Source organism: Cohnella phaseoli (genome assembly GCF_003386235.1).
GTDB classification, from domain to species: Bacteria; Bacillota; Bacilli; order Paenibacillales; family Paenibacillaceae; genus Cohnella; species Cohnella phaseoli.
In genome coordinates, this window is sequence record NZ_QRDZ01000004.1 from 283,412 (window position 1) to 301,939 (window position 18,528).

Below are 18,528 nucleotides of genomic sequence, written 5' to 3' on the forward strand. Positions count from 1 at the left end.
TTCTCCGATGGCATTTAATTAAAGCGCTTACATAAAGGTTGTTGAGGAGGCGTGCTAAAGATGGAGGAAGAAAAAGTATGGAGCGCGGAGTGGATATGGCTGGATGAGGAACAGGCGCCTAAAGACGGCAAGCCTTATCGTCTCGTCTATTTTCGGAGATCGTTCGACGTGCCGGAAGACGCGGCCGTTCGATTGTCCGTCGACGTATCGGCCGATAGCAGATACCGGTTGTATTTGAATGGAGAGCCCGTCAGCGTTGGTCCTTGCAGAGGGGCGGCAGGGACGCATTATTACGAAAGCGTCGAGCTGACGGCCAGGCTGAAGCCGGGCCGCAACGTTCTGGCCGCTAAAGTGCTGCATTTCGGCAAGGGCTCGCCGCACCCGGATTCCGTAATTAGCAGTCCTAACGGAGCGTTTCTTCTGCAGGGAAAGCTGATGTCGGAAAACGGAAACGAAGTGGAGGATTTGTCGACCTCGGGCGGCGGACAATGGCGATGCCGGCCCGACCTGGCGCTATCGCTATTGCCGGAAACCCATACGTGCGTAGGCGGAGGGGAAGCGGTCGACGGGTTTCAACTGGAACACGGCTGGACAAACGAGACATTCGACGATTCGGAATGGCCTGCAGCGGTAAAGGTTAGCCGAGTGGCAGATCCTTTGTACGGGGCGCTTACGCCTTGGCAGCTCGCCGCGCGCACGATCCCGATGCCGTACGAGCAAGAACGGTCGTTCGTCCGGCTTATGCGTTTCGACGGCGACATGGATGCTGGTGGGCGGCTTAATCTTGGCGAGCAGCAGCTTCAGGCATGGGTAGCGGGCAACGAACCGCTGCGGCTGCCGGCGGGAGCGAAGCTGAACGTCGAATTGGACGCAGGCGAGCTGACGACGGGATTTCTGCGATTGATTGCGCAAGGCGGCCGCGGCAGCGAGATTGTTTTCATTTGCGCCGAGTCCTATGCGACGCCGGAAGGGAAAAAGGGAGTTCGGGACGACCCGGAAGGAAAAGTCATTCAAGGCTATCGGGAATCGTATCGGGTAGCCGGCGCGGCGGAGCCGCAGCAGGAAATCTACGAAACCTTTCATTATCGGACGTTCCGCTTCGTGCGGCTGGAAATTACCGTAGGCGACGAACCTTTGATTTTTTGCTCGGCGGACTATAGGGAGACGGGCTACCCGCTGGAGGTTAAAGCCTCGTTCGCCAGCTCCGATCCTACGTTTACGCCGCTGTGGGACATCAGCGTTCGCACGCTTCAGCGCTGCATGTACGAGACGTATATGGACTGTCCGTATTATGAGCAATTGCAGTATAGCATGGATACACGATTGCAAATCTGGTTCACGTATTTGATCAGCGGGGACGACCGGCTGGCTCGCAAAGCGATCTTCGATCTGCACAGCTCTCTCTTGCCGAGCGGCATGCTGCTAAGTCGTTCTCCGGCTATGCTGCCGCAAGTCATCCCGGGCTTTGCCTTGTTCTGGATCATGATCGTTCACGATCATTATGTGTATTGGAACGATGCCGAGCTGCTCAAACGATACCGCCCGACCATCGACGCCGTGCTCGACTGGTTCGAACGCCGCACAGGCGAGGACGGGCTCGTCGGTCCGATGCCGCAAGGCTACTGGTCCTTCGTCGATTGGGTGCACGAGTGGCAATCCGCTCGCGGCGCTCCCGTGCCGGGGCGGCGCGTGCCGCTTACCGTGTACAATCTGATGTATGCCGACGCGTTGAATAAAGCGGCCGATATCAACGAGCGCACCGGCAGACGGGACACGGCGACGGAATATCGGGAACGGGCTAACCGCACGATCTCTGCCGTTAAACGGCATGCTTATTCCGAGGAACGGAAGCTGTTCCAGGACGGCCCGGGCATCGAAGAATACAGCCAGCACGCACAGGTATGGGCGGTCCTGTCCGGCGCCGTGCAGGGCGAAGAAGCGCGGCGATTGGCCGTCGCGCTTGCAGAGGACCGCTCGCTGCTTCCGGTGTCCTATGCGATGGCGTTCTTCTACTTCAGAGCCTTGTCCGTCGCGGGGGAATACGATCGTTCGTATCCGTTATGGGACATGTGGCGAGACCAGCTTAAACTGAATATGACGACATGGCTGGAGGATCCGGTATCGGAGCGGAGCGATTGCCACGCTTGGGGGGCGGTGCCGCTATACGAGTTTCCGTGCGAGGTGCTCGGCGTGAATCCGGCGGCGCCGGGGTTCGCCCGCATTCTCATCGAACCGAAGCCGGGCCCGCTGCAATGGGCCGAAGGCAGCGCGATTACGCCTCGCGGCGCGGTCCATGTTGCGTGGCGGATCGAACCGGAGACGGGCCGATTCAGTCTGCGCGCCTCGGGCCTTCAGGGAGTGCCGGTCGAGGTTCGCTTGCCGGGCGGATTCTCCGCATCTTACGAGGGGCTTGACGAGATCGAGATTTAGCTCTAAAAGATAAGCTCCGAAGCTTATTGCGATTCCTTTGCGGAGGTCCCCAAAGCTCGCTCCTGAAACCTGAATGGGTAAACCCGTTGCAAGGTTTCAGGAGCGTCTGAGGCAGTGTCCGGGATCAACATGACCGACAACCGCAATACTTCCAGATAATCATCGGAAGTTATCCATATTAATCATCGAAGACGCTTTAGGGACATACACTCCTTGATCTCGGTTGATTTATACGGTTTTTCCTACAAACGTTCGTCGTTTGAGCCTGAGCAGACCAGCTTTGTACGATTTTTCGGACAAATGTCCGTCGTTTGAACCTATTTCGAGCAGCTTTGTGCGATTTTTCGGCTAACTTCCCTGCGTAGACTCATGTGTGCAAATAGATTCGCAGTAACAGTTTTAATCGATCATCTCATGCAACTCTACTTATAGGGCGGACCCTTCACATTTTCTAAGAGATCCGGTAATAGCCTGCTTCAGGCTGCGGGATGTCTTTCCACGTGCGGTTCTCTCCGTTGAACTGAGGCAGCCAAGGAGCCAGAGCTTCGAACATCTCGTCGACCATGCTCCAAACCTGCTCGGTCCCGCATATTGCGGCGGTTAACGGATCGTGCAGAATAGCCTGCTTTACGAGTTCGTGATTGCCGGTAAGCGCGGCTTCTACGGCCATTTCCTGAACGCTGATGCTGGCCCGGCACGTGGCTGCGCAAGCAAGCGGCAAGTCTCCGATCCAAGTCGGCGCGATGCCGTGGCGGTCGACGTAACATGGAATCTCGATCGTGCTGCCGTCCGGGAGGTTGGTGATCATTCCGCGGTTTTCGATGTTGAAGTTGCCCCGATATGGACGGCCCGTTTCCAGGGCCTCGATAATATAAGACCCGTGCTCTTCGGAACGTTGTCCTAACGGAATCGACTCCAATTCCCCGTTCAGCCACTTCGGATACATCGCCTTGTAATCCTCGAAACGCTCTAGACAGTGTTCCAAATACCCCGCGGTGACGCCGCCGATCCATTCCTTGTCGTTAATCCATTTGTTCATATCGGCAGACTGTTTGCGGTACCATGGAAGATATTCGCTTAAATGCCCGTTGGATTCGGTGGAATAGTAGCCGAACCTTCTTAGCACGTCGATTCGGCAAGGCTCGGTCTGCGGAAGCGTCGGGTGCTTCTCGAACGCTTCCAGCATTCCCGGAAGCAGATCCTTCCCTTTATGGGACACCTTGATAAACCAGGTCTGGTGGTTGATACCCGCGCAGATTTGATCGATCTCGCTCTGCGGCAAGCCGAACGCTTCGGCGATCTGCTCGTGGCCATGCTGCACGCCGTGGCATAAGCCTACGACGCGAACGCCTCCTGCGCGGCGAACGGCCCAGGTGTTCATGGCCATCGGATTCGAATAGTTAAGCAGAAGCGCGTTCGGAGCAAGCTCGCGCATGTCGCGGGCGATATCGAGCAGCACGGGAATCGTGCGGAGGGCGAAGAACACGCCGCCCGGTCCGAGCGTATCTCCGACACACTGCTCTACGCCGTATTTAAGAGGAATCTCGATGTCGTGACGGTAAGCTTCGAGCCCGCCGACCCGAGCTAAGCAAATGACATAATCGGCGTCCTTTATTGCCTCCCTCTGATTCGTTGTGGAATGGATCGTCACCCGATCAAGCCCGTTGACTTCCAGCATATGCCGGCTAAGGTTCGTCACCATCTCCAAATTTTCCGCGTTGATGTCCATCAAGCGGAATTCCGTGTCGCGAAATTCGGGTACCGCCATCAGATCCATGATCAACCTGCGGGTAAAGCCGATGCTTCCGGCTCCGATCATTGCGATTTTCAACAATTTCCGCACCTCCGTATGAAATAATTGCTCATTTAGTCCTTACGGATTTAATCTTATGTCCGTAAATATAAGGAGTAAATAGCAATATATTTTCTGCGAAATAGTATTAAATTGCTCTTCCTCGTCCATTGGCTTATTCGACGAAAATGGGTTTGGCTGGACTTCCGTCGCTGCCGTCGCGATATTGCTGAGGAGAAATCCCCGTCAGCTTGCGGAAAACCTTGCCGAAGTAGCTGCCGTTATCGAAACCCGCGGCGACGGCGATGGAGGCGATCGACGCGTTCGTCTCTCTCAGCATTCTGGAAGCTTCCGCAATACGGATTCGACTCAGATGCTGAACGGGAGTCATGCCCGCGTATTTCACGTATTGCCTGCAGAAATGATACTTCGACGCGCCGGCGGCCGCCGCGATGTCTTCCAGCGTTAACGGAAGATGGTAGCGGCTTTCCATGAAAGCGCGGGCTTTCTCAACGGCGTCGGGGACGGAGCGCTCGATTTCCCTTTTTCCTTCCAACGCGCGAAGGCAACTGACGATCCATTCGTACAGCCGCACCGAAATCTCGTACTTGTCGGTCAGCGTCCGGTCGTCGGCGCCGCGCATCATCTCCAAAAGCATAGCGATCGGCTTGGAGGAAGGATCGAGCGCCACGACCGGCCCGTTCTTCTCGACGATCTCGTTCCAGTAAGAGAAGACGTGGCTCCCTTCCGCGGTCAGAAAGACGAACTCCCACGGAGTTCGGGAATCCGACTGATAGTAATAGCAATGCCGGTCCGGAATCCGTACGAAGAAGCCGTGGCCCGGTGGGACGGCATAGTGCTTGCCGTCGTAAATCAAATGTCCCTCTCCCGACAACGTATATTGAAATGCAACGAACTTGTCCCCCCGCGTCCATCCGTCCCATCTGTAATCTTCATTCGAGGTGCTTTCCCAACCGATGCCCCGAATTACCATCAGGGAGTCGTCGGGGTCTTTGTAACGGAATCCATAGTGAGTCTTAAGCAATATTTTACGACCTCCCGCTCAATATCCTTCTATTGAATTCTGCGTGTTTATCGCTTAAATTCGGGTTGAATGCGTCTCAGGCATAAGACAGGCACGTAAATATTGTACTACATGCAACGACAAGCAGACCGAACTAATCGCAAAAAGAGGAGGCCTTGTGATGCCGCTTATCGATATGCCGCTGGACCGACTACGGAATTACGAAGGAAGGAATCCGCGTCCGGCCGATTTCGACGCATACTGGGAGAGGGCGCTTCAAGAGATGAGGGAGACGGATGCTCAATGGGAGCTTGTCGCCAGCGACTTTCAGGTCCCGTACGCCGATTGTTACCATCTCTATTTCACGGGAACGGGCGGCGCACGGATTCACGCCAAATACGTCCGACCGAAGCACGCGTCCGAGCCGCATCCCGCCGTGCTGCATTTTCACGGCTATTCGCACTACTCGGGAGACTGGTCGGATAAGCTGGCCTGGGCGCTAGCGGGTTTCTCGGTACTTGCCCTGGATTGCCGGGGACAAGGTGGGCTATCGGAAGATAAAGGGGGCGTGAAAGGAACGACGCACAGAGGGCATATTATCCGCGGACTGGACGACCATCCGGACCGTCTGCTGTTCCGGGACATCTTCCTGGATACGGCCAAGCTCGCCGGAATCGCTATGTCCCTGCCGGAAGTCGACGGCGACCGCGTCGGCGTCTTCGGCGCTTCGCAAGGCGGCGGCCTTGCCCTCGCCTGCGCCGCGCTGGAGCCGCGCATTCGCCGCGTCGCTGCGAGCGTTCCGTTCCTATGCGATTACAAGCGCGTATGGGAGATGGATTTGGCGAGAGACGCTTACGAGGAATTGCGGATTTACTTCCGCCATCACGATCCTCTGCACGTTCGCGAAGACGAAATCTTCGAAAGATTGGGCTATATCGACGTGCAGCATCTGGTGGACCGGATTCGCGGCGATACGCTGATGGGTGTCGGCCTTCTGGATACCGTGTGCCCGCCTTCCTCGCAATTCGCGGCGTATAACAAAATCCGTTCGGACAAAAAGCTGGCGATCTACCCGGACTATGTTCACGAACGTTTGCCGGGCTTCGAGGACGAGGCGATCCGATTCCTGGCGGATATGTAGAGGAGGAAGGGGCGGAAACGCCTCTTTTTCTGCATCAAGAGGACATCGGAGGAGTTTTTGCTTGTGAGCCGCAATGGTTCGAGGCGTTATTTTGTTCCCATCCGGCTATGGATCGGAGTATGATCAGGTTAGCGAACAGCAGAGGGGATGACTCGATGAAACTATCTTTGAAAGCGTTGACAATCTATCCCAAGCTCGTCTTGTCCTTTTTGCTCATGATCATTCCGATCTATGTGTCGAGCTTGATGATGAACCGTTCCGGAGAAGAAGTCGTCCGCAAGCAGATCTCGGAGTCGATGGCTTCCCGCGTCCATTTCTATTTGACGTCCCTAGAGACGGAGTTTTCCAGGCTGACGCGGCTGAAGGTCGAATACGTCAATGACGACGACCTGTTGACTCTGGGCACAGCGGCCGAGCGAATGAACGATTTCGAGAGATCCCGCACAATTCTGGCGGTCAAGAGCAAGCTGTATTTGTTCAAGAGCACGAGCCCGTTCGTCGATAACGTAAAGCTGTATATTCCGGCTTTGGGCCGAAGCGTCATCGCCAACGACTACGACGATTCGATTCCCGAGGACGAACTCGATGCCATGCTGGAACCGGACAACATGAGATCCCCGGTATTCGAATACGAAGGCAAGCTGATGATGACCGGCGTTTATCCGGATGCAATCTATGTGAACCGGAAGCCTGTGCTCGCCATGGGGATCGAATTGTCGAAAACGGAGATTTCCCGCACACTTAACAGTATTGTGACCGGTGAACAGGGGGGCGCGTTGTTGCTGGGCTCTGATTATCGGTGGAACGTTCCTGCGGGAATCGGCGAGGAGCTTCGCTCGAAATTTTACGAGAAGCTCTCGGAAGAGGAGGTAGGGTTCGAAACGCACGACGCGAACCTAACCGCAACGGAGGAAGAACGGATAACCACCGGTCAATTCACGCTGGAATCTGGCGGAGAGTCCTTTTTCGTCGCGTACGAACGTTCCGTTCCGCTAGACACGATGCTAGCAGTGTTCGTCCCCACGGAAAAGGTTCTCGAGCCGCTTGATCGGCATCGCGACTGGATCTGGACGTTTTCGCTTATTGCGGGGCTCTTGGTGGTCGTTTTTTCTTACTGGATCTATCGTCTGATTCACTGGCCGATCAAGCTCTTGGTCGTCTCGTTCCGTAAAGTGGAGAAAGGCGATCTCGGCGTCCGCGTCACTCATCGGAATCGAGACGAATTCGGGTATTTGTACGGGCAGTTCAACCACATGGTCGACCGGATTCAAGTGCTTATCCATGAGGTATACGAGCAGCAAATCCGTTCTCAACAGTCCGAGCTGAAGCAGCTGCAGTCGCAGATTAACCCGCACTTTTTTTACAACAGCTTCTTTATCCTGCAAGGATACGTCCGTATGAGGGAGTACGAGCTGGCGGATCGAATGTTCCATCATCTGGGGAGCTACTTTCAGTTCATTACGCGCAGCGGCGCGGAGACGGTACCTCTCGGCGTGGAGATGAAGCACGCAGCCTCCTATGTGGAGATTCAAAAGATCCGGTTTTCGGGCACGATTGCCGTCGAATGGGAGGACGTCCCCGAAAGCTGGAACCGGACGGTCGTGCCGCGTCTGATCGTGCAGCCTTTGATCGAGAACGCGTACGTGCATGGACTTGAGAACAAAACCGCTAACGGAAAGTTGAGGATTCGAATTCGCGAAGAGACGGCAAACGAGCTGACGATCGATGTGGAGGACAACGGGGAATCGTTAAACGAAGAAAGCTTGAATCGGTTGCGCCGATCGATCGAGACGTCGGACCGGGCGATGGAGACGACAGGAATTCTAAATGTGCACCGCCGGTTAAGGTTGAAATTTGGACCAGGCTGCGGCTTGAGTTTATCCCGAAGCGAGCTTGGAGGCTTGAAGGCCCGATTGACAATAAGAAAAAATGGGGATGATGGCGATGATCAGATTGCTTATCGTAGATAACGAAAGGCCGATCGTCGATAGTTTGATCGATTTGTTCGCTCGGGAGGGCAAGCCGGAGCTGGAAACGTATGCTGCGTATTCCGCGGCTCAGGCCCTGGAGTGGTTAGGCCGAACGAAGATCGATATCGTTCTTTCCGATATTCGGATGCCGGGTATGGACGGACTGGAGCTGCAACGGGAAATCGTCAAGCAGTGGCCGTCTTGCAAGGTCGTCTTCTTGACCGGATACGACGACTTCGAGTACATCCAGCAAGGGATGCGCAACGGGGGTGTCGATTACTTGCTGAAGACGGAAAGTCCCGATGAGATTCTCCGCGCTGTGAATAAGGCCGCGGAAGAGCTGTACGAAACGGTCGAAGCCGAACGGCTGGTCCTTCTCGCGGAGAACCAGCTGAGGCGGGCTATGCCCTTGCTGTTGAACGAATACATGCTGGAAATGATTCATGGCGATCCGGAATCGATGCGCAGAAGGGGAGAGCGGTTCGCCGAATGGCAAGTCCCCCTTGAAGACGACGGCGACGTAATGTTGGTTATCGGTCGCGTGGATGATTGGCGGGACGAGCTCGGCGCTGCGGATAAACAGTTGATGCTGTTCGCCATTCGGAACATCGCGGAGGAGTTTCTCGCGAAGTCCACGCGTTGCGTATCGGTAATATGGGAAAAAAGCAAGCTGATGTGGTTTATTCAGCCTCTCGAACGGCTTACTTCGGCCGAGTCGAAAGGACGATTGAGCCGCTTCGTCCACGGGACGATCGAGTCGATCCAGATTGCTTGCAAGCAGCACCTGAAGCTCGGCGTGTCGTTCGCTTCGGCCGTCGGTACCGCGCCTTGGACGCGCGCGCCGGAGACGTTCCACGACTTGAAACGTCTGCTTGGTCGGGGACTCGGTTCCGGCAAGGAGCTGATTCTCATCGATCGGTCGGGCTCAGAGCACCCTCAACCGGATCCCGGATTCCAGACCCGCGAAATTCGCAGCCGCCTTGAGAAAGTCGGTCCAATGGCGGCGTTTTTGGAAAACGGCCGGAAGGAAAGCTTTTTCGCGGAGTTCTCATTGCTGATGGAATTGTCTTCGGGCCGAATGGATAGGGAAGATCCTCTGAAGCTGGAGGTCTATTATTCTCTTGTCGCCTTATTCCTGGCGTATCTAAACCGCTGGGGACTGCATGACGAGATCGGAGCTTCCCTTGACCTCGGAAAGCTGTCGAGGTTCGAGTCCCACGCCTCGTGGGAGGAAGCCGAAGAGTATTTCATTTCAATTGCGGAGTGCCTGTTCGAGCAGAAAAACGTCGATCGCCATAACCGCGAAGATGACTTGATCAAGCATATCCGACTGTATGTGGAACGCAATTTGGCCGGTGATTTATCCCTTACCCGAATAGGGGAGGTCGTGGGCTACAATCCCTATTATTTGACGAGGCTTTACAAGCAGATTACAAACGAAGGGCTCACGGAATTTATCGCGGAAGCGAGATTGGCGAGGGCGAAGAAGCTTTTGGAGAACAACCGGATGATCGTTCAGGACATATCCAGGGCGGTCGGTTTTATGACGGAACAGTCCTTCTATCGCTTTTTCAAGAAAGCGACCAACCTAACCCCTCAAGAATATCGGGAAAGGCATGCCGATCTCCAAAACGGATAACGGAAAGTGAAAATCGGCGAGTAGAGAGGGCGTTCGGCGCCTACTTATAATAGGGCTAGGCAGAAGAGTTCGACGTTCTGTACACGATCCAAGGGGGAACGGCAATTGAAAAGAAGACGTCTATTCAAGCTAATTACCGGCATGCTGACGATCGCGCTCGTTGCTTCGGCTTGCAGCGGAGGCGGAGGGAAAAGCGCCGAGAAGACGAGTGAATCATCGGCGCAACCGTCTGCTTCTGCATCAGAAGCGTCGGGGAGTCCTGCGGGGAAAGCGGATCCGTTCGAGAAATACGACCCGCCCATCGAGCTTCACGTCGCCCGAGCCGTGGATCAGACATGGACTTACCCGAAAGGCGACAGCATCGACAACAACGTTTGGTACCGAGAATACGAGAATTTGCTCGGCATTAAGGTAGTTCACGACTGGACCGCGCTTGCCACCGAGTACAATCGCAAGCTGAACGTCTCGATCGCTTCGGGAAGCCTTCCTGAGGTATTCTCCGTATCGGCGAGCCAGTTGAAGCAGCTTGCGGATGCCGGACAGCTGGAGGATCTCACCGGCGCCTACGAGAAGTACGCATCCGACCATACGAAGAAGCTCCAGCAAGGAGACGGGGGAGCGGCTCTTGCCTCCGCCACGTTTAACGGCAAGCTGTTGGCGATTCCGGTCGTCAACGCGCCGATCTACGAGCCCAATCTGCTATGGGTCAGAACGGATTGGCTGGAGAAGCTGAATCTGCCCGAACCGAAGACGCTGGAGGACGTATTCCGCATCTCCGAGGCGTTCGCCAATGAGGACCCGGACGGAAACGGCGAGAAAGATACGTTTGGCATTGCAGTGAATAACTATCTGTATGGACCGATTACTTCGATTACCGGCCTAGCCAACGCGTATCACGCGTATCCGCAAACGTGGATCAAGGACGAGAGCGGCAAGGTCGTCTACGGTTCCACACAGCCGCAGATGAAAGAAGTGCTGGCGAAGCTGCAGGAGATGTACAAGGGCGGCCAGCTCGACAGGGAGTTCGGAGTGAAAGACGGCAACAAAGTCGCGGAAGATATCGCGGCCAACCATTTTGGCATGGCTTTCGGAGCGAACTGGAATCCGTACGTGTTCCTCGACGCCGTCAAAAAAAATCCGGGCATGGAGTGGAAGCCGTACCCTGTACCTTCCGTCGACGGCACTCCGACGAAGGCGAGCGCGGGCTTCTCGGCCAGCGGTTACGTCGTCGTCCGCAAAGGGTTCGAGCATCCGGAAGCAGTCGTTAAAATGCTGAATCTGCACGAGGAAGTCGTGCACGGATCTAGAAGGAACGAAGGCCAGTTCATCACCGTCGAAGAAGGCGGCGAAAGAATCAACACGTCCCGTCTGTCGATCGTGCAGTCCGGCGTATCCAACGACGGGGTCATCGAGTCCCTCAAGCTGCTTCGCGAGGCGATCAAGAACGAGGATGAAAGCCTGCTGAAGGACGCTTTGACGGAAACGGACAAATACGGGCCTACCGTCGATTATCTCAAGACGGGCAATATGGACAATTGGGCGGTCGCCCATCAGTACTTCGGATTTGAAGCGACGATGGACAATTATACCGGAGATCGGCTGCTCATGACCGCGTTCGGCGGACAGACGCCGACGATGACCGACAAGTGGGCGACGCTCGACAAGCTCGAAAAGGAGACGTTCACCAAAATCATCATGGGCGCGGCGTCCGTAGACGAATTCGATAAGTTCGTCGAAGACTGGAACAAGCTCGGCGGAGAAGCCATCCTGCAAGAAATCAACGATTGGTTAAGCTCTCAACAATAACGGAGCCGCCGCCGCGGAAGCATAACGGAACGAACGGGGAAGATGGAGCGTCTCATCCTCCCCTTCTTTCGTTATGCCCCGGAAAGGCTTAACGACTTCGCATACAGGCGGTGAAACGAACGATGAAAACGACTAGATGGATACGGGAAATGCCTCTGCACATGCTGCTTCTGCCCGGTCTTATTTTGGTTCTCGTCTATAGCTACGTGCCCATGCTGGGCGTCGTGATCGCTTTTCAGAAGTTCACGATTTTCAGCGGATGGTTCGGTTCCCCGTGGATCGGCCTCGATAATTTCAGGTTCGTGCTCGATATGCCGAACACCGGACAGGTCATCTGGAACACGATTTTTATCGCTTGCATGAAAATCGTCTTCGGACTGTTCGTTCCGATCGTCGTCGCGCTGCTGCTGAACGAAGTATCGCGATCGTTTATCAAGCGGGGCGTGCAGACGCTCATTTATTTGCCCCATTTTCTGTCATGGGTCATCCTCGGCGGCATCTTGATCGATCTGTTGTCCCCTTCGGAAGGAATCGTCAACGCGATGCTTGGCAAGCTCGGTTTCGAACCAATCTTCTTTCTGGCGGACAACCGCTGGTTCCCTGCCGTGCTGATCGCGTCCGATGTCTGGAAGGAGTTCGGATTCAGCACGATCGTCTACTTAGCCGCGATTACGAGCGTTAATCCGACGTTGTATGAGGCGGCCGTCGTGGACGGGGCCAACCGCTGGAAGCAAACGTTCCACGTTACGCTGCCCGGGATGATGCCGATTATCGTACTGATGGTCACGCTGAGTCTCGGGAACGTGCTAAACGCCGGGTTCGATCAAGTGTTTAACCTGGCTAATCCTCTCGTCTACGAAAGCGGTGACATTCTCGACACGATGATCTACCGGATCGCGTTTAACGACGCGCAGTACGGCGTGGCCACGGCGGTCGGTTTGTTCAAATCGGTCGTCTCCTTTCTGCTGATCTCCGTCTCTTATTGGTTGGCCTATCGACTTGCGAATTACCGGATTTTCTAGAAGGGAGTGACACGATGTGCATTACATTTCCTGGAGCAGGCGTCTGTTCCTCGTCGCGAATTCGACGTTTCTGGTCGTATTGGCGCTTCTCTGCTTTCTGCCGCTCGTTCATGTGCTTGCGGTATCGTTCAGCGAGAGCGCGGCGGTCGCTGCCGGACAGGTCACGTTCTGGCCGGTCGACTTCTCGCTCAAGTCCTACGATTTTATTATTAGCAGGCCCGAGTTTCTGCGTTCCTTCGGCATCACGCTGGAGCGGGTCGCCTTAGGGACTGCGATCAATATGCTGCTGACGATCACGATCGCTTACCCGTTGTCCAAGGAAACGAAATCATTCCGCATGCGCACCGTCTACGTGTGGATTTTCGTGTTCACGATTTTATTCGCGGGCGGACTTGTCCCTTGGTACATGACGATCAAATACACCGGGCTGCTCGATTCGGTCTGGGCGCTCGTTCTTCCCGGGGCGGTTCCCGTGTTTAATGTGATTCTGCTGCTGAACTTCTTTCGCGGCTTGCCGAAAGAGCTGGAGGAATCGTGTTTTATGGACGGTGCAGGCCACTTGCGGACGTTGTGGAGCATCTATGTGCCGCTGTCCTTGCCCGGATTGGCCACGGTCGGCCTGTTCACGATCGTCGGGCATTGGAACGCCTGGTTCGACGGCCTCATTCTGATGAACAAGCCGGAGCATTATCCTCTGTCTTAGTATTTGCAAACGATCATCATCAATTTCGATTTCTCTCAGGTGAAGCAGGAGGATATTCACAAGCTTTCGCAAATCTCGACGCGCACATCCAAGGCCGCTCAGATCATCGTAGGCGCGTTGCCGATTCTGCTGGCCTATCCGTTTTTGCAAAAGTATTTCGTCAAAGGAATCGTATTGGGGAGCGTGAAGGGGTAACATGGGCGATTTTTTCTACAAGCCGCGCGACGGCTGGCTGGCCGACGTCATACCGTTCCATGAGGACGGGGAATTCAAGCTTCTGTATTTGAAAGACTGGCGTGACAAAGAGAAATACGGCGAAGGGACGCCATGGTTTCTGCTCGGCACGAAGGATTTCGTCGGCTATACCGAGTACGGGGAAGTATTGCCCAGAGGCGGCGAAGACGAGCAGGACCTGTATATTTACACGGGCTGCATTCTGAAGGCCGACGGCCGTTACCACATTTTCTATACGGGCAACAACTTTCATTTTCCTTCGCAGGGCAAAAAGCAACAGGCGGTCATGCACGCGGTTAGCGACGATATGCTGCATTGGACTAAAATCCCGGAAGATGCGTTCTACGCTCGCGAAGATCTCTACGAGGTTCACGATTGGCGGGATCCGTTCGTGTTCTGGAACGAGGAGGCCGGAGAATATTGGATGCTGCTGGCCGCCCGCCTGAAGGAAGGTCCGGCCAACCGGCGAGGCTGCGTCGCTTTGTGCGCTTCCAAGGATCTCAAGAGCTGGGAGACGAGGGAACCGTTCTGGGCTCCTTATCTGTACACGACCCACGAGTGCCCGGATCTGTTTCGGATCGGGGATTGGTGGTATTTGGTCTACTCCACGTTCTCGGACCGCACGGTCACGCATTACCGGATGAGCCGATCGCTGCAGGGACCGTGGACGGCGCCGGCCGACGACGCGTTCGATACTCGGGCCTTCTATGCGGCGAAAACGTGGTCCGACGGGCAACGCCGGTACGCATTCGGATGGAATCCGACGAGGGAAGGCGAGCACGACTACGGAACGTGGCAGTGGGGGGGCGAGCTCATCGTCCACGAGATCGATCAACGTGAGAACGGGACGTTGTCCGTTAAGGTACCGAAAACCGTCGGCGCGGCGTTTGCGACAGAGGTCCCGTTCGAATGGTCGGGAGTTCTGGGCGAATGGAGTCTGAAAGACGGAAACGCAACCGCCAGTGCAGCGGATTCCTTCGCTTGCGCCACGGCGGGAACGCTGCCTGACGTCTGCAAAATCACCGCGAAAATGTCGTTCGGGTCGAATACGCGCGCCTGCGGTTTCGTCCTGAAGACGGACGAGAGCTTGGATCGCGGCTATCAGATTCGGTTCGAGCCGGGGAGAAGTCGGGTCGTGCTGGATGTCTGGCCGAGAAAAGGGGACATCCCGTTCGTCGTCGGTATGGAAAGACCGATTGAACTTAAGCCGGACGTCGTTTGCGAGGTTGAAGTTTATGTGGACGGCACCGTATGCGAGATTTACGCGAATGGCCAGATCGCCTTGAGCGCGCGGCTCTACGACTGGAAGGAAGGAGAATGGGGGGTCTTCGTCAGCGAGGGTCAAGCTAGCTTCGCGACGGAACTGTTCGAACGTTAACATTAGGAAACCATGATCGGGAGGGAAAAAGCCATGATGGTCAAGAGCAAGAAGCCGATGATTCTGAGCTTGGCGTTAGTCCTCGTTCTCGTTTGCAGCTTGTTTAACGGCATGGCATCGGCGAACGAAGCGAAGGTTACGTTTAATCCCAACACGAGAAACGTGGATTTTACTTACGGCAACGTTGAGATGACCTATGGAAGCGGCAGCCAGTTGACAGGCATTCGGCATAAGACGCTATCCAACCTCTGGAACGGCTCGGCGACCTCCGCTATAGACGTCAAGAAAGGGCATTCGACTTTGTCGCAAATTTGGGGGAGCGGTTCGACCCGCGCAGAGCTGGAGACGACCGTGTCCGCGAAATACGACGGGACGCTTACGGTGAGTCAGAACGCCGACACGCAAGCGCCGGGGATTACGGGGGTGCAATGGGGACTAATCATACCCGATACGTACGACTTGGTCATCCCCGTGCTCGGCGGCATTCGGTTGACGGCCGAATCGCCGGACGCGGCATACGGGTTCACGCAGTTCGATTACCCGAACGTGTGGGAAGCGCAGTTTTTTCTCGTTCAAGGGGCTAACGGAGGCTTGCTCGTACACGCGAACGACGACGCTCATTTCTTCAAAAGCTTGCACGTGAAGCATGAGAACGGCAACTTCTACGTCGGGATGGAGACGTATCGCCCGGCGCCGTTCGATCAGGCGATCAAAGCCGAGTCGACCGATTGGAGGTTGCGCGCTTACACGGGCGATTGGGTTAACGGGGCTAATCTGTACCGCGAATGGGCGGATAGGAAGTTCGATCTGTCCAAGCTATCGCGCCTGCAGCCGGCTTGGACGAAAGAGATCCGGTTCACGGTGTTGACGGATCTCGAGGATGCTTCGATGCTGGAAGAGCTGGCGGAGAAGGTGATCGCGGAGCAGACGCTGCTCGTCGTGCCCGGCTGGAGGCTGGATCCTTACGATGTCGACTTTCCGGACTATACGCCGAAGCCGGATATCGCCGCCAAGATTCAAGCGGCTCAGGCGCTGGGATATAAAGTGATGCTCTACGTTAACATTTTCGGCGTGTCTCCCGACAATCCCGCTTATGCGGCGATGCAGCCCTACCAAGTGAAAGATCCGTTCACCGGACAGCCGGTGTACTCGGAATATACGGCGGGATCGGAACATATCAAGTTCGCCCAGATCAATCCGGCTTCGCAGGCGTGGCGGCAGTTGTTCGTGGACAAAATGGAAGAGTTGGTCGATGAAGTCCAGCCAGACGCGTTGCATCTGGACCAGTCTTTGCTTATGTACAACGACGCGAACGGCCTGATCGACGGCAAGAACATGATGCAGGGCAACTTAGCCCTTCATCGCGATCTAAGAGAGCGATTGCCCGCGAACATAGCGCTTGGCGGGGAGAGCTTGAACGAGATCACGACGCGCTACGAAGCGTTCGCGCAGCGGCATGCGTACGGCATCTCCGCTCCCTCCGGAACTTGGGACGATTCGAAGATCGACCAGGTCGTTCCGGCGAGTTCCGCGATCTTCGCTCCGTACACGACGATCTATGGGCATCCGGATCACGCCAATCCGTTGACCGAGGATTACTTCCTGGCGTGGCACAAAGTCGTACAGAATCGGCTGGGCGCGATTCCGATGCTTACGCGGCCGAACTTCGGCCAGATCGCGAACCCGACTCCGCTAATGGAGCTGTTTCTGGGGGAAGCGAAATGGTACCAGGACCGCAAACCCGAGGCGAGCTTCTCGAACTGGACGACCGGGACGCTGTTCTCCTTCCGGATGGCGGACGGCAGAACGGCGACCTACGAGCGGGGGGTTAGCGGGGAAAAGCTGGTGTCGCGCGGACCGGGAGAACCCGCCGGAGGAACGGAAATCCTGAGATACGTCTACGGCGTGGATAGCGTCGTTCTGCCGGGGACTATTCCCGGCTGGTACTTGTACGACGAGACGAAGCTGTTTGGCTTGAATCCCGACAAAACGTATGTCTATTCGAACGTAACGCGCGATCCGAACGCGTTCCACGTCTACGAGCTCCCGTCCGACGTGGCCGCGAAACGGCTATCGGTCAAGACGAATCACACTGTACTTTCTTTGCAGGATAAGCAAACGGCGGATGTCGTCGATTTTCTGGATTATCCGGGGCCGATTCGGGCCGGGGAGAAGCTGAGCGACGGCACCGTGCATCAAACGGCCTCTCCTTTTTCATCGGAGAACGGCTTCTCCCATACGTTCTCCCAAGGCGGAACCGTACAGCATTGGGGCGATCGGATGTTGGCTCATCCGCCTTACATGGGACAATGGCAAGGAGGCCATACTTGGCTGGAGTTCGACGTGCAATTGCCCGCAGGCCGGGTTCCTATGTTCACGGCGGGCGTGCAATTGGGCTCCGAGCAGAACGTCCAGAGCAGCGACGGCGTTACGTTCAAAGTCTATGCCTGGGAGAAAGACGCGCCTCCGGCGACGAGGCCTGTGCTTAGTATGGAGCAATTCAGCCGAAGCGCGACGCCGACGCCGGTCGAGCTGGATCTCGCTTCCCTGCAAGGGAAGGAGATCACGCTCCGGCTGGAGACGCATCCCGGCGCGACGGTGGACAATGACTCTGCAGTATGGGTAACCCCTCGCATCGACTTGGAGCCGGATGCCGGCCAACCGCGGATCGCGAGTCTGAAGCTGGTCAGCCCGCAGCCGCTGACGTCGGTTGTATCGAGCGCGGGATCGGTTCAGACGACCGATCTCGGCAATCATCGGTACGAGATCGCCGCTCCGGCTACCGGTACGTTGTATCTGATCCATAGTTCCGCGGGAACGGCACAGTTGCCGCTTTCTCTGAAGGAGGAGCCGTTCGATTCGAGCCTGCTGTTCGAGAACGGCACGGAGAGCCCGCCGCAAGGGCCGTTCGGCGGAATTCCCGGCACTGGCGCCGTGCTTGGCGTTCAGAAGCAGGGGCTTGACGCCCATCCGCCGCAACGCGGACAGACCCACGTCGATTACGTCGTGAAGCTCCCGGCTTCCGGAACGGCGGCGCTTAGCGGATTCGCGGGCATCAAGGACGGCGCGGACGACTCGCAGGGCGTCGGCTTCCGCATCGCGGTGAACGGAGCCGAGCTATGGGCGGAGGATGTGATGCCGGGAACCGCTTGGACGCCCGTTGACGTCTCTCTTGCCGATTACGCTGGGGAAACTGTCGTGCTTACTCTGATCACGGATTCCTTAGGGGACTACGGCTACGACTGGGCTTTCTGGGGCGAGCCCGAGATTAAAAACGTTCAACCCTAGGCTATAGGGGCTGTCTCATAGGCCAAGTTGCTTAAGATGATCGATAAATAAAGTAAGGTATATACACCTTGCACCTTATCGTCGATTATCTTTTAGAGCAA

10 protein-coding genes and 1 pseudogene are annotated in these 18,528 nt (G+C 56.0%); 9 read left to right on the forward strand and 2 right to left on the reverse strand.

What is annotated here, in order from left to right:
- Positions 1-60: 60 nt before the first annotated feature.
- The gene (locus DFP98_RS07365; RefSeq protein WP_116059926.1) at positions 61-2,430 is read left to right on the forward strand and encodes an alpha-L-rhamnosidase-related protein; all 2,370 of its coding nucleotides are present in this window, start codon (positions 61-63) and stop codon (positions 2,428-2,430) included.
- Between the two features lie 451 nt (positions 2,431-2,881).
- Here DFP98_RS07365 and melA read toward each other — a convergent pair whose 3' ends face one another.
- Positions 2,882-4,264, reverse strand: coding sequence for an alpha-glucosidase/alpha-galactosidase (gene melA / locus DFP98_RS07370; protein WP_116059927.1), 1,383 nt, complete (start codon positions 4,262-4,264; stop codon positions 2,882-2,884).
- A gap of 133 nt (positions 4,265-4,397) precedes the next feature.
- Complete coding sequence (locus tag DFP98_RS07375) at positions 4,398-5,267, reverse strand: AraC family transcriptional regulator (protein ID WP_116059928.1); 870 nt, start codon at positions 5,265-5,267, stop codon at positions 4,398-4,400.
- A gap of 160 nt (positions 5,268-5,427) precedes the next feature.
- On the opposite strand from DFP98_RS07375, the gene DFP98_RS07380 reads away from it, so the two are divergent.
- The 8 genes and pseudogenes from DFP98_RS07380 (at position 5,428) to DFP98_RS07415 (ending at position 18,427) form a co-directional block, all read left to right on the forward strand.
- Entirely contained in the window at positions 5,428-6,387 is a 960-nt protein-coding gene (locus DFP98_RS07380) for an alpha/beta fold hydrolase (RefSeq protein ID WP_116059929.1), read from the forward strand.
- A gap of 155 nt (positions 6,388-6,542) precedes the next feature.
- Complete coding sequence (locus DFP98_RS07385; RefSeq protein WP_181917541.1) at positions 6,543-8,357, forward strand: sensor histidine kinase; 1,815 nt, start codon at positions 6,543-6,545, stop codon at positions 8,355-8,357.
- Entirely contained in the window at positions 8,332-9,996 is a 1,665-nt protein-coding gene (locus DFP98_RS07390; protein WP_181917542.1) for a response regulator transcription factor, read from the forward strand. Before DFP98_RS07385 ends, DFP98_RS07390 begins: the two co-directional genes overlap by 26 nt.
- 105 nt (positions 9,997-10,101) lie before the next feature.
- On the forward strand, positions 10,102-11,802 hold the full coding sequence (locus tag DFP98_RS07395) for an extracellular solute-binding protein (RefSeq protein ID WP_116059932.1): 1,701 nt from the start codon (positions 10,102-10,104) through the stop codon (positions 11,800-11,802).
- A gap of 122 nt (positions 11,803-11,924) precedes the next feature.
- Positions 11,925-12,824 carry an ABC transporter permease gene (locus DFP98_RS07400; protein ID WP_116059933.1) on the forward strand — a complete coding sequence of 300 codons (900 nt, stop codon included), beginning with the start codon at positions 11,925-11,927 and terminating at the stop codon, positions 12,822-12,824.
- A 16-nt stretch (positions 12,825-12,840) separates the two neighbouring features.
- Positions 12,841-13,722, forward strand: a pseudogene (locus tag DFP98_RS07405) (carbohydrate ABC transporter permease).
- 1 nt (position 13,723) lies between these two features.
- A complete protein-coding gene (locus DFP98_RS07410) occupies positions 13,724-15,139 on the forward strand; it encodes a glycoside hydrolase family 32 protein (protein WP_116059934.1) in 1,416 nt (471 codons plus the stop codon).
- Between the two features lie 33 nt (positions 15,140-15,172).
- On the forward strand, positions 15,173-18,427 hold the full coding sequence (locus DFP98_RS07415; protein WP_181917543.1) for a DUF6259 domain-containing protein: 3,255 nt from the start codon (positions 15,173-15,175) through the stop codon (positions 18,425-18,427).
- Positions 18,428-18,528: the final 101 nt, after the last annotated feature.